General features: G+C 39.6%; 11 protein-coding genes. 9 read left to right on the forward strand and 2 right to left on the reverse strand.

The genetic code is table 11. The features are described 5' to 3' along the window. Positions 1-91 precede the first annotated feature (91 nt). The 5 genes from QQK00_RS03310 (at position 92) to QQK00_RS03330 (ending at position 8062) form a co-directional block, all read left to right on the forward strand. Positions 92-2200, forward strand: coding sequence for a protein kinase domain-containing protein (locus tag QQK00_RS03310; RefSeq protein ID WP_284216050.1), 2109 nt, complete (start codon positions 92-94; stop codon positions 2198-2200). Then, positions 2184-4532 (forward strand): FHA domain-containing protein, encoded by a 2349-nt coding sequence (locus tag QQK00_RS03315; protein WP_284216051.1) that lies wholly within the window; start codon positions 2184-2186, stop codon positions 4530-4532. The genes QQK00_RS03310 and QQK00_RS03315 overlap by 17 nt, the downstream gene beginning before the upstream one ends. Before the next feature lie 51 nt (positions 4533-4583). Next, positions 4584-6179 carry a hypothetical protein gene (locus tag QQK00_RS03320; RefSeq protein WP_284216052.1) on the forward strand — a complete coding sequence of 532 codons (1596 nt, stop codon included), beginning with the start codon at positions 4584-4586 and terminating at the stop codon, positions 6177-6179. Further along, positions 6176-6724, forward strand: a complete 549-nt coding sequence (locus QQK00_RS03325) for a hypothetical protein (protein ID WP_284216053.1) — start codon at positions 6176-6178, stop codon at positions 6722-6724. The genes QQK00_RS03320 and QQK00_RS03325 overlap by 4 nt, the downstream gene beginning before the upstream one ends. A gap of 69 nt (positions 6725-6793) precedes the next feature. Beyond that, entirely contained in the window at positions 6794-8062 is a 1269-nt protein-coding gene (locus tag QQK00_RS03330; RefSeq protein ID WP_284216054.1) for a hypothetical protein, read from the forward strand. Positions 8063-8078: 16 nt separating this feature from the next. Here QQK00_RS03330 and QQK00_RS03335 read toward each other — a convergent pair whose 3' ends face one another. Further along, entirely contained in the window at positions 8079-11105 is a 3027-nt protein-coding gene (locus QQK00_RS03335) for a DUF3857 domain-containing transglutaminase family protein (protein WP_284216055.1), read from the reverse strand. Positions 11106-11178: 73 nt separating this feature from the next. Beyond that, on the reverse strand, positions 11179-11799 hold the full coding sequence (locus QQK00_RS03340; RefSeq protein WP_284216056.1) for a hypothetical protein: 621 nt from the start codon (positions 11797-11799) through the stop codon (positions 11179-11181). Positions 11800-11924: 125 nt separating this feature from the next. Between QQK00_RS03340 and QQK00_RS03345 the strand changes: the two genes are divergently transcribed. Genes QQK00_RS03345 through QQK00_RS03360 form a run of 4 tightly spaced genes read left to right on the forward strand, consistent with a single transcriptional unit; the run spans position 11925 to position 14279 of the window. Then, the gene (locus QQK00_RS03345) at positions 11925-12437 is read left to right on the forward strand and encodes a hypothetical protein (RefSeq protein WP_284216057.1); all 513 of its coding nucleotides are present in this window, start codon (positions 11925-11927) and stop codon (positions 12435-12437) included. An 18-nt stretch (positions 12438-12455) separates the two neighbouring features. Further along, complete coding sequence (locus QQK00_RS03350) at positions 12456-13331, forward strand: hypothetical protein (RefSeq protein ID WP_284216058.1); 876 nt, start codon at positions 12456-12458, stop codon at positions 13329-13331. 10 nt (positions 13332-13341) lie between these two features. Next, positions 13342-13740, forward strand: coding sequence for a hypothetical protein (locus QQK00_RS03355; protein WP_284216059.1), 399 nt, complete (start codon positions 13342-13344; stop codon positions 13738-13740). Positions 13741-13766: 26 nt separating this feature from the next. Next, complete coding sequence (locus tag QQK00_RS03360) at positions 13767-14279, forward strand: hypothetical protein (RefSeq protein ID WP_284216060.1); 513 nt, start codon at positions 13767-13769, stop codon at positions 14277-14279. Positions 14280-14322: the final 43 nt, after the last annotated feature.

Raw genomic sequence — 14322 nt, forward strand, 5'->3', positions numbered from 1 at the left:
AGGGTGTTTAATTGTAACGCAATACTTGCCTTGAGATATCCGTAAATGTTAGGTTTTGTTATTGGATATAAGAAGTGCTTTAGGGCGTTAATTGAGTATTTTACAAACAACAATTGATAAATATGAAATTAAACTGTTGATGCATGAAGGGCAGGGGATTCGTGTTTACAAAGCCTCAGTGACGGTTGACCTTGATACGGCAAGTAATTCTTCTCCTTATGTCGTTATAAAACAAGCTATTCATGACAAGAATACACAGTCGAGTGCAAATGCAAACATTCGGCATCAAATCCAGATACTGGAAAAGTTAAAAAAATCAGGTGGTGATACTGGTTTTGTAAAACTATTGGCGTCTGGTCAAGATGAGAATGATTGCGCATACTTCGTAATGCCTAAATATGAACAGACATTAACGCGCTTTCTCCAACAGCGTGACGCTAATATTGACGCTATTGTGTTACTTGACTGGATATCAGCTCTAAGTAAATCTGTAAACGAACTCCATAAAATTGGATTTACGCACAACGACCTAAAACCTGATAACTTGCTGCTGACAGGCAGTGGTGAGCTAATTATAAGCGATTTAGGTGCTGCACAAACACTAAATAGAATTGATGGTACTACTGATACCCGCCGGGACTCAAATAAAACCGGAAATCTTGGCACGCCTGCGTTTGCTAGCCCAGAATTACTTTATGCTACTCGACCAGTAAGTAATGCTAGCGATTTTTACAGCATCGGCAAAATAGCACAATACATAGTTGATGCAGCGCAAATCGACGTGCCTACGCAGCTTCATGAGTTTATCGTTCGTTTGACACAAGAAAACATTGAAAAACGGTTGGGCGAATATATTGCAATTGAAAGTATCATTGAAGGCCTTAGGCAGTCTCTTGATGACAACCGTACGCAAGTATTATCTGATACTTGGTTAACAGAAAAGTATGCCTCTTTGTATCAGAAAGTACTGCTTATGCTGTCTCAGAATGGGCAATTGAGTGAAGCCGACGAAAGTTTTTTACAAAATACTTACTTAGGCAACATGCAAGCTGAGCAGTCATCGACGATTCTTTCTTCGATAATAAAATGTGCTCGAAATTCGCTTTGCAAAGATCCCAATATGCGGGATTGGTTAATGTGGTGCGAAACCTTAAATATGCAATTAGCTCATAGAGCCAATCGGTTGACGAAAGGTGAATTTTTGGCGATGACCGATGACGGTATTCGCTTGTCGAAGCGAAACCGTTATCAAGTTGAAGCATATATTAGAAAGCGAGCAAAAATCATTGGGTCAACACGAAAACGATATTGGGCCTTGGCATTTGTATTGATAGCCTTTGTTTTTTGCACCTTGTATTTTTACGAGTTTAGCCCCAGCAATCAAAATCATGACATTGAAACAAATGTTGAATCATCTGATTCGACGTGGCGAAATACCTCCTCTGAGTCGTCACCATCACTTAGTAAAACTCTCGATAACAAGATCAATAAACCTAGTTCAACGACTACGTCGTTAACTGATTTGGAAACAAGTAACAGTGAAGTAACAAAGCGATTGCGTTTACAATTGAGTGACGGTGACGTGATGTTTATCGACGTTGTCAAAATTCAAACGATAACAGGCAATATATGGGTAATGCAAAATGAAGTTTCTGTTGCCTTATATAATGCATGTATTGACGCTGGCAGCTGTCGCAAAATCAAACGTTTCACTACGCAAAGTCGCGCTTTAAATCAAATCGAGGATTCGCCCGTGACCAACGTTAGTTGGTTTGATGTTACTGACGATTTTATTCCGTATGTAAATCGAGTGTTTTCTGCTCATTTTCGTTTGCCAACACTATCAGAATGGCAGGCAATGTCCCTCAGTGATGTCACTACAACAGATAAGCGCTTGGTGAATATACATTGCAAAAATTGCAAAACTCGATTATCTGAGAAATTTAATGATGGCCCAATGCCCGTTAATTTACTTGCTGTTGACGATAAAAACCTCCGTCACGTATATGGTAACGTGCAAGAATGGTTAGATGAATGTCCGCTGAGTAAGGATGATGAGCCATTATGTTACCAAGCAATTGTTGTTGGTGGTTCATGGATGCATACGGTTGATGATATACTTAATCACTCCATTGGTAGTTTGCAAAAACGTGCGCGTTCAATAAATACAGGGTTTAGATTAGTTGAGAGCGAAAAATAACAATAACGCTTGGCAGAATGTAGCGGTACCGTATTTTGAATTGATTGCACTTTTGGTGTTTTTTGTGATGCTGTTACTTAACGCTAATAGTAAAGCATACGCAAAAGGTGACCACGTTGTTGTGATGCCATCTTCAAAAGATAGTGAAATGCTCCCTGAGTATATGCTTGATTCAATTACATATAGAATTGAAGAGCAACTAACAAGGCGCTTACATCATCCCTTGCAGTATCAACTTAAGAATACGTATGCAACGCATAACAATACCTCAGCCGATAGCGTAACAAACGATATGAATGAAGCGCCCATTTTTGATGCTGTTTTATCTAACTTCCCCGAGACTGATGCGTTATTGCAATATTCTATCTTAAAAGCTAATACTGCCAAGTTTGTGCTGGAAGTCTTTGACCCATATTCACAAACGTTAATGTTTTCAGTGAGTTTACCCTTTGATAATTCGGATGAGGTAAATAAAGTGTTTGGCGATAATGACAAGGCGTCTAGTGTCGATGATGACGTGTCCGAAAGTGTTACTCGGCAATTGCTTCGCCTAGCGAGTCAAGCTGGCGGTATCGCAGCTGAACGACTTGATACAACGAGTACTAGTGTCACGTTACGACTGTCATTGAGCGGCTTTAAAGTAGACGAATTGGTGCCCGTTACGACGTATCTGCTATCTTTAAGTCCTAACAATAAGATCACACTGTTAGATACCGTGCAACTGCCATCATTTTTTTCTAGGTTTTTACCCATCGTTAGCACACGGTATGCGGTTACTAGTGACATGTCGGTTAGCCAACTACACAACGAGTTAGTGCGTTTTTGGCAATTGCAAGATGTTAGTGTGGATATTGCATTTTCTAGAGACACCAGAGAGTTGACATTAAATAGAGTTAATAATCCCTACACCCCCTCGGTTGTCAGCACAAGTTTGGTGGTATTTGGTCTCTTAATAATTATTCACTTGTTCATTCGGCGGTATTATTTTCATCACCAATTAGAAATGCTGGCTCAAGGCAAACGTGCGGATGAATGGTTGAATACGTATGAACGTGCTAATAAACCTTGGCTTCGATTAGAAGAGCGATGGAAAAATCAATTAAATTACTGGCAGCAGATAAAGCGCGAATCCGCTCAATTAGAGAAGCAAGCAAAAACATGTTTTGATGCTGGAGATACTAACTCTTCAAAAATATTCATTAGTAAGGCCTTGAATATTAATGCAAATGCCCCTCTGGCGCTTAAATTGATGCATGCCGTAGAGAGTTTTGAAGAAAATGCCAAACAGCTGACTGAACAAGAGCAATGGATTCGGAATAAAGTTGCAAAGGCAATGAGTAATTATCGCAACAATCAACCGTATAAAGCGTTGCGTCAAGCGTATCAGGCAGAGCAATCTGCTAAAGAGCAAAAACACCTAAAAAAACAGCTTAAGGCCATTCGTAAGCTGATTAATCGCATAAATAATGAGTTATCACCCGATGTGGACCGCATAAAAATCGTTCAAACGGCACTTCCTCATGAATTGAATTTTGGTATAGAAAGTACATTGTTAATCGGTAGAAATGATGCCGATTTTGTGCCTCTAGATAATGATTCAGGCCTTGTTAGTATTAACCATAAAGGCTTATCTAGAATCGGCAGGCACCTTAAGATCAGTGTTAAGAACGACGGTTTTTTTATTCAAGATGTTGCCAGTACCAATGGCGTTTTTGTTGATGGTGAACGTTTAAAACCAGGTGAAGAGCGTTTGTTAGAAAATAACAATGGGATTATGCTTGGCGCAGAATCCAGCATTGCAGCTGTTGGGTTTTCAGTGAAAATAGGGGAGAACAATCACTTATTGCAATTAATTGCTGATGATGAACTCCAGAAAAAAATGCCGATTAGTGAGTTATCAAGGATTTGGCCTGATTATATTCATGCAATGCGGGTGGATATTGGTTTAGCAAGTGGCCCATCCTATTTGTATATACACAAGCATACAGGCAAATTAGCATTATTCGATTCAGCGTTAAAACAAAGCGGTCAAAACCTAAAATACGAAACTGAGGTCTGCGAGACCAATGCTCTCAACCCTGAGGATTACCAAGCGCTGGTGAAATTAGAGTTAGGTACCTTTTCTACTATTTCGCCAATTGACATAAAAGATGATTCAGAACAGTTGGCAAAGGTAGTTGAGATTAATGGCCATAAATTACTTGGTAAAATGCCATTGCTTTTGCCACTTGATATACGGTGGGAAGATGTCATTATTTCAATGAAGGTAAATCCTTCAACGTTCATGAGTGATTTGGATGTTACATCAACCCGTATGCTAAGAGTGAGATGATTTATTGCCCTATGCTCTTATTGATAGCTGACGATTTTCCATGGGTTCTTTATGCCAGGTAGTGATGCATCTTTGCATGCCAGTGTAAGCGTAAGTCAAGGCTTACTTGATGATGTTGCCTTATTATCTGATGTCCATTTACGTGCAGAGCCAGATGTTAAGAAGTTTTCATACCGTTCTACCGACACGCTTGTACAAGCCCTCGTTTCTCGGCACTACGCAAACACTTGCTGGGAACTGTCTCATTTACTTTGGTTTATTAGTCAATCTACGCAAACTACTGACTCGATAGACATTCATTCGCCGATCCTTGACTTTTTTTGGCTAGAAGAATCCGTTTATTCTACGTCTGCTAAATATTGGTTTATGCAGCGTAAGGCCGACATACTTGTTCCCGATACCCAATTATTAGTAAAAGATACAAGGCTAAAAATTAAAATACGTGACCACGTATTCGAATTAAGTTTTTCACGTATTAACGTGCTCGCGTGTTTCGCGGAATTCGTTGTCAATTTGCATCCCAATTGCATAACGGAATGGCAAACAACGCTGTGGCAACAAGGGTTAAATGGAATACGCAAAGTTAGCAGTGATATGCAAAAGTATTTGTATGACTACCTTTCTGAGCATTTGCCGCCGGTGAGAATGAGTAAAAAGTACGCGTATTTTGTGGCTAAGGCAAGCGAGTCGGATCATTTGTCACGAGAGCGTTTTATCGATTTATGGCGTGGTGCAGCTGATATTGAAGGCTTGGCAAGGCTCAACGCATGTTTTGATTCATGTATGGCGTGGAAATATGCGCGCGACTACGCACACAAATTTGGTGAAACTACATATTCGGAAGCATTGGATGAGCATACTAAGCTGATGAGCGAAAATTCAGACGGTGTCTTTCAAGGTCTGCAAGATTACAAAGCGCAGCAAATCGATTTATCTGAATTTGCGCAACAGCCAAAGTTGCTGAGTAAATCACAAATCGAAAAGTTGCAAATTGTGGGTAAATTTCCAGAGCAATGTATTAGTAATGCAGGCGCTTTATTTGTGATTTGGGTATTTTCACCCGTACAAGCGGTGCTTATACAAGCCTTGCGTAACAAAATGAATCGTGATGCTTTACTCGACAAATCGGATACTGATGACAGTTATCAATCACAGTTGTCGTTTTTAAATGCGGTGATGAAACTCAATGAACACACTATGATGGCTTGCTGGCAAGTGATTCGTCAGTGTTTTCCCGAATTATCACTGCAGGCTTTTACACTTAATAATGCGTGGGTAAATTTGCTGTCAAAGGCGAAGCTTATTACTGATGACGCTAATACGTCAATTGTTGGTGATACAGCTGAAAATACTCCTTTCTCAAATATCACGTTGATAAAACTTCAGGACCTGTTGCCGAGTTTTATTGATAGTTGTCAACAGGCACTCAAAAAGAATAATCGTCAAGGGTTTACTGAACTAAGTATATTACCTGAAGGAGAGGGGTACGTTACTGCAATCAAGGGTTTAGTATTACTAAATAAGCTTATTGCTCGACTAACGAAAGAACTTCACAAAGAATTTAATGATGAAAACGCAATCCAGGCAAAATTTCTTGCTGACCGTTCCATAATAAAAGAAGAGTTAGTCAAGAGGTATGTTGAATGAGTGGTTTATCGGAAAAGTTATTTGTCGCGATTGAGCAATATGAATCTATTTCGGAGGCGATAAAGGCGAATAAAAATGCGAACATTCGAGCGAATAGGCAAAAGTTGAGTATATCTCAGATTGTTGATGTCGTGCTTAACCCAACAAAAAGTGCGAATAAAGATTGCCTTATGGTGATTAACCAGCATCTAGAATATCGTCGACTATACAAGCAATTAATCAATGATTCGTATGCTTATTACTGCCCTAAGCAAGTCGCTGCAAGTACCGAGGAAACAATCCTCACAAGGCGTGCTGATGCATTTGAATTGTCTGTGGTAACCTCTGACAACTATGATGACAATGATATTCAGATCGTTCTATCATTTGATGATGATAGCCATACTCTGCGAGATACAGCAAATATCCATTGTTTTTACCAAGATAGTATTTTTCCATTGGTACTTGACCAAATAGCAGCTAAAAAATATTCTGCAATCATTTCTGCTAGAGATGCAATCTATATGGCGCTAAGTCATAATGATTGCGAAATATTCATCCGCTAGGAGCTGCTTATTCAACGTTACCATGTATTTATTGCGACCACCCAAGGTCTCATTAAAATACGACAGATATTGCCACTTGAAGGGCAAGACCAATCGATCGTTGCCATTGCTGGAAATGCGAAGCGTGCTGGCATTTCAAGGGTATATAATGATTTTGTTGATTTATCGACCGGCATTATCAATAAACATTTTGCTAACGCACAAAAACATTCAACTCCATACGCCGAGGCGACACATGCTCTTTCACCGCAGGATAGGAATGGGGCGTTTAAGTTAGTTATAGACAAAGATATTCACCAAGGTGAATCGTGGCAACTAGGTGTTTATCTTGCGCACGCACTTAACGCTCAAAGTAGGTTGTCAACAGGTGATGTTTTAGCAGGGGATGCGGTTTTTATTACGACAGGAACTGTTGATCCGGTTACGTTGTCAATTGGTGTCATTACCTTTTTGTCTCAAAAAGCAATGTTAGCTAGTCATCAAGTTATGCAGTGGCAACAAATGGCATGTGACATTAAATTTTTGATTCCTAGTGAAAATTATCGTCAGCCACTGCCAGATATTTCGTATGAATTTACGCCTGTGTCACATGTACGTGAGCTTTCTGAATTATTACATTTTCAGGGCTTAGCGCCGTTTGTTGCTGCAGATGGTTTCGAAGGCGTAGATGATTCTGGCGTTTCGGTTATGCGCCAACACGCTGTATACGACGAGACTATAGACACGAGTATTATTGAACACGTTCGAAACAACTGGTCCAGCAGCAAGACAATATTTGTTCTTCTTTTCAGTGTGGTTTTGATTGCATCAACGCTATTTTACGTTTTATCACCAACCGACAATGAATTTACCTTAGTTGAATATAAAATAGGATTGAATGTTTGTAGTGATGCAGTTAAAAGTGAGTATAAGATTAACTCAGATATTAGTAGTACTTTCCCCGCGCTTAGCTTACGGGGCTTGTGTGGTTTGCAGCTTTCACTTCCGAGTAACTTACAACATAGTATTACGAATATTTGGTTGTTGGCTGAATCAGGCGCCTTGCTTCCTCTTGAACTTATGCCAAACGGGTACTGGAAAATCCCCTTACCAAGTTGGCAAGAAGCTGAGCGTCAATATTCGTTAATGATGTTTACGTCCAGCATGGATGATGCCGACTTTCAAAGCCTATCTTCATTTGTATTGAAGGACGGTGCGCCTATAAATGAAGCGTCATTAAAGACTTCAGAAATGTTAGCAAATTTTGAAGATACAAGGCACCGCTTTGAACGCGCCAAATATTGGATTACAAAACATAAAGTAGAGGCACATTACTTACACCATCGGTTAATACTGTAAGCTTATAAGAGCTTTTTTAATTGATTCGTTGTTGTTGCCAGCGCTTTTTCAATTCTTCAACAAAGATATCGTCGCCATCATTGATTGTTGATGCAAAAAGCACAAAACTTTCGTCATTATCGACATAGACCGTGATGACAGTATTCTCAAATTCGGATTCAGAAAAATTCACTTCTATATCCAAAATAGCATTGAACGCAATAGTTTCTTTGTGTAAAACTCCTGCGTCGTCTTTCCAGTACGAAAACACCGTATTGTTTGTAAAGCCATTACCATCGTCACGGATATTGAAGGTCGCGTCACTATAAAAATACTGAATGGTTTCGTTTGCAGGTATGATTTTATGCCGATAGAAAAAAGTTAAATCTCGACTATTCAATTCTGATTGGGTAATGACTTTTTCACTTGGTAGCCAGCTTGTTGTAGAGGCGACCGAAAATATAAGTAGGGGTAAAAAAATCAAGATGGTTAAAAAATGTCGTACTCGCCATTTGCTGTTGAATATTTGCGCTTCTAATGAATGTGTATTTCGATAACTAATATAGTAAATAAATGGTAGCAAGAACAATACATTTCCTAACGAGAAGAATGCCCAAATTGTGTTGTCTAGTCCTATACCGATGATCACAAAGATTATGTAAAGAGTTACAAGGACAATACCAAGCCAATACGGTGCGACTTTATTTTTTTGGTAATTGTCATTGCTATCGTTGACGAGTGCTTTGTATAGAGGGTAGAGCCAAATAACCGCAAAAAAACCGCGCCAAAATGGGCTTATAGGTTCTTCTGTTTTCGCGCTTATCGCCTTCCAATTTCGATACATCCAATAATTGGTGTAAGTGCCAAACGTTACCAAGGAAAGCACAATAAATTTGGAGGGATGAATCGGATAAAAGACTGTGCCTTCGAAACTTGGTCGTTTAGATGACTCTATGCGCCAATCAACGATGATAAAGATGAGGCATAGACCAATTGCTATAGCAATAACGATTACCCAATTTACTGATTCTAGCCAATTTCCTTCTGTAGTTGAAAGGGAGTCTGAGTTTGTGGCTTCATCGGCATATTTCATAATACCGTAATAGGCATCGTCCAACACCCTATCACGTGCCAATAGGTAGTCTTGAGTTCTTGTGGCGGGAATATGATCTACTTTCGCGCTGTATTCATAGGCCAAGGTTAATATGTTGTCGTTAAAATTGACTGACGACGAGTAATAAAAAAAGTCGTTTTCTTCTGAAAAGCTCTCGGGCTCAAATTCCCAGCCGTCTTCCTCAAAGTGCAAATGAGTCATAACCTTGACGTTGTTTGGATATTCAAAGGCTATAGGAGCATCACGTGTTATTTGTTTGGGTTTAAATATAGCAGAGCGAATTTCACGGGGGTAATAGTCGGCTTCAAAGTGTTCGTCACCCTTTTCCCAATAAGTTGCGATATCATAATTTTCATCAATAACAAATTCACCGGATTTGTGTTGAATAGAAATGCTCATCGGGGTCGATGTGCTAAGTGACGAGTAAATTCCCTGATAAAATGCTTCGTAGTCTTGCGCTAACTCATTTTTGCCATACTGCTCTAATTGCCATGCGCGACGCAGAGCTTGATATCCGGTATACGCGGTACTTATTTTTAAATTTGCAGGTAAATCATGTTCGGTGGGTATCGTATAAATTTCGGTTACATGCGTGTAAAACTGGGTTTCTTCTTTTTCCATTGAGCTTAAGCCAGTAACACCATCTTTTAAAATGAGTGCATAGCCATAGTCTGGTTGATACAACTGCGTGAGTTTACCTTGCTGGTGGCTTAAGGTAGGGTCTAGCCAAAACGTTTTACCGTTATTTTCAAGCCACACAATAACATGGTTGAATACACCTGCACTTGGGGGAAGTTCTGCAAGTAGTTTGGTGTCATCAGTATCAACTAAAGCAGGGTACGCTGTTATATCTAGGGCTTGCAATATGCTAATGAATAGTGAGGTTTTATCTTTACAATCGCCATATTTTAAAACAAGTGTTTCATCAGGGTGGGTGGGAACATGGGAGTTCATACCCATTTCAATACCCACATATCGAATATTCTCTTGCGTAAATTGCAGCGCTGCGACAATTTTTTCGGATGGTGTTGTGTGTTTTGCGTTTATCTCGTCAGCAATAGATGTTACCGACGCACTTGGTTCGCCAAAGTTGTACATTGGATACGCCCAATCAACGACGTCTTGCCATTTACTTACTTCATTGAAATATACTTTGCCATATGGGTCATACCAATCGGGTGTTTCTGATGGCGTCTTTACTACCTTGTTGTTGGTTAGCTGAACATTATATTCAAAAAAGCCTTGAAGTTGTTTTATATCTACATGCACTTCAGTATTGCGCGTGGACACGCTAAGTGGGTCTTGTTTGCCCCACAGCACGCGTATGAATTGTTTGCCAAGCGGAACGCTCCAGTTCACGCTACGATGGTACGAAAATACATTTTTATATACTGGATTAGCCCCAATTCGGGTGTAGGAGTAATCTAAGGTATCTCCTATCTGAATGTCGTCGAGTAATATATTTAAGGTGAGATCACCATTATAAAGTTGATTGTCTAACTCGGTTTCACGGCTGAATATAGACATTTTGGTATTTGCTATTCGATTGATGCGCTTGCCATCTCTGATAACAGTTAAGCTATTTAACACCAACTTTTGATATGACGGATCAAAGTCAATATTGATTTGAGCACTCTCTTCAACCGCAGTTTGGTTAACTAAACTTTCGACAAAACGCGAATAGCTTTGTCTATTGCCTGCATTGTCTACTTTTATTTGATTGTCGAGCAGTTGGTAAAATATACCGTCACTTAATTCATCAAAGGGAATATCTTCAGCAAGAGTAATATCACGCTCTATTACCCATTTGGGAGTTGAATCTATATGCAGGTGCTGCTGAGTGTCAGTTTGTGCTGGCGCTCTATGGGAAAGTAATAAACCAAATAACAATATAAGTAGTGACAAAAACGTGCAGCGAGAGAGAACTAAACATAGTATCGAGTTATGCAAACTAAAAATCCTTTTTACAAACATTGCGTCTATATGTTAACTGATTTACTGGGTACTTAACATAGTCAAAAATCTAATATAGAGGTGTGTAATAACACACCTCTATAAACAAATCTTTTTCATCGGTATCTTCGTTTTGTTGGCGCTCTTTCAAACATCCGCCTATTCTTGTTGGCACCGGGCCTAGCTTTTTACCCCCTCGTGTATGCGCAAGTAACACTTTATTATTGCTTATTTCATCTTTGAGTTCGTAAACTTCGTATTGATCAAATATTGGTACCATCATCATTGTTGTGACATTGCCTGTTGTCATTGGTATGGTGATGAAGCCGCTAAATTCTGTTTTTGATTCTACAAGTAATGGTATACCTGTCACTATGACCGTTTGACCAGCACAACCAATTGTTAGCGAATCATGCAGTGAAATTACGTTTGGCTTGTGTTCATGGTAACTTTGTTTGAGTGAGGTACTTAATGTATTTTTAATATCAGTTGCATTAGGTAGTTCAATAAGGGACATCTCTAAGAATAAATGCATCAGTTTGTGATCAGAGAATACGCCCGCAACACGCGATAATTCAGCTTCGGTCACTTCACCATCGTTAGCCTTTGTGAGCAAATTATAAAAACGTCCACCATTATCAATTGCCTTCATGGCTGCTGACTTACTCTTATATGGTTTTACTTTTTTCACTATCTTTGTCCTATATTTGAAAGTTTTTAACTGAAATTTTCGTGTGTAATAAAAAATATCAGCCAAAGCGTTTCATACCCTTTATTGACCGTTAATTAGCATATACCAATATAAGGGTAATAGGTATGAAACACCTTTTAATTCTGAGCTTTATTGCATTTATTAGTGCTTGTGGCACGACTGAAACCGCGCAAACCTTCCCTGAAAAAAATAATGAGTCTGTGAAAGGTATTGATAAACAATGCGCAGATTTAGTTTTTGCTAGAGAAAATAACAGTATTGGACAATCAAATAGTGGCTATTTTTATGCGATTGCTGAAAATGCCGAAGCCTGTCTATCAGGCATTCGTTTTTCTCCAAAACATCCTGACAATGCGCTTGGTATGCAATTACAAGCACTGGCGGTCACTAACTACGTAAAAAGCGGTGACATCAATGGCGCTAAACAAGCGTTTGAAAGTTTTAGAGCAAAATTTCCTTTGCAAGATCTGGTGTATGCAGATTTTACGTCGTTTGTAGATACTGCTACTGCACTTCTAGAGAAGGATTCTTTGTCATCGCACCAACTGGCCATGCTGAATATCAATGACGATTTACGCGCAGAAATCCAACGCCAAAAAACTTGGCTTCGTAAGTAGATATAAGGAATGAATATCATGATGACAAAGATGAATAGATTGCCTAAAGCGTTTATACAGAGCCTTGCTATCAGTGTTTTGGCGTTGAGCGCAAATTCAGTTGTATATGCCGATAGTTGGGAGCCGGTGGCCGCAGAGTCATTGATTGAATTGCCCGTGAATTTAATGGAAAAGCGTATTCAGCAAGATTTCAATATGTCACCGCTTGCCTCTGAACTTAATGCTATTGAGCAAGATATGGCCACCCAAGGTGAAAAGATTAAGTCAATCCAAACGTTGCTATCAGATGCATCTAAAGACGAGATGTTTGACGAGAAAGTTGCCTTAGTAAAACTTAAGTCCGGTTTTTTGGATGCAATGCAAAGTGGGCAACTTTTGCGTCAATCGGCATTGGAACAAAAAATAGATTTATACCAAGAAGTACTTGAGAAACTCTACTCCCAACAGAATACTGAGTCGTCTTCTGCAACATTTAAACTCCAACAGCAGCAAAACAATGCGCGAGCACGTATGGAAAAAGTCATGTCTCAAGTCGATGCCGCTATGTCTGAAAAAGGTTTTGCGGAAAGCACGCCGTATGCGGATGAGTTTGCAAAAAATTTGGCAAAAATTGAAAAACTACGCAGTGCTATTAACCAACACAAAGCGAATATTTCACCGATGGTAGATGGTGTTGCCGTTTCAACAGAAGAATACGTACGGCAGTTACTCATGCAGGCGGCTTCAGAGCAATCTTTACTTGATCAAGAAAGCCTAATGTTGAGTTACATGTCACGCTTAGTGGCATTGGATGCACAAGCACTTGAATACGCCATTAATGTAGAGAGTGAAGGCGAGGAGAGTGTGTTACAACAATCGACGACACCAGCAAATTCAATTGATCTATTTCTTTAAGGAGTTAGCAATGAAAAGACTATTTACTGCGATAACAATTTTGATAGGTGCATCCTGTGCATTTAATGCAAGTGCGAAAGATACACTACTAAGTTTAAAAAACCTCGAGCGCCAGCGTGCAAGTTTTATTCAAGAAATGCTGTCAGCAAAAAGTGATCTTGATACTAAAGAAAAAAGTTTAATGCAGCGTCAGCATCAACTCATCGATATGGAGCGTATGGTGATTAGGGACGAGCGTTTGAGTCAACAGAATGATTATCTAGTGCATCGCGCGTTTTCAGATTTTGATATGACATTTTTAGTACATGCCAGCGCTGAAGAACAAAAGCAACCAATACAACATTGGCTGGACAGTGTTGGGTTTTCGAGTACAGCGATTATTAATGCGCAACCCGGCTTTAGAAAATGAGCCTGCCTACACTCGTGAGATCAACAGTGACGAACAATATACTTGTGCGCGGGTTGTCGGCGTTATATTGGATGTTGGGTGGGTTTGTCATTATTGCTGCGGTCACTAGCTTCCTTGTCGATATGACGCTTATTGATATGTTGTCATGGGTGAGCCAACATTTTGGTAAATCGTTTACTGCGTTGTATCTTGTGTTAGTTGGAGTTGGTGTTTTATCAATCGCTCAATTGTACGCAAAAGATATCGGTGTAAACAATAACGCTCAACATTGTCGTTATTGGCGCGAGTGTGGTTTGCAAGCGGCAAACGGTATTTCCACCTTAGCACTCACATTTACGTTGCTTGGTATCAGCTTAGGTATTGGCACCTTAGCAGATACACCACTAACGCCTAGCACCGTACAAAATATTATTGGCGAGTTAACCGGGCAATTTTCTATAGCATTTATGACCACTGTGATTGGTTTACCGACAGCAGCAGCGATTCGCGCGTGGTTAGCCATCAGATGCGCAAAGATGAGTACCTTGAGTGAAGATTAAAAGCGGGATTTATCCGTTAATTTTCCCTTGTTTCGTATATTTT

The sequence above is a fragment of the Agaribacter marinus genome (assembly GCF_030160655.1).
Lineage (GTDB): Bacteria > Pseudomonadota > Gammaproteobacteria > Enterobacterales > Alteromonadaceae > Glaciecola > Glaciecola marina.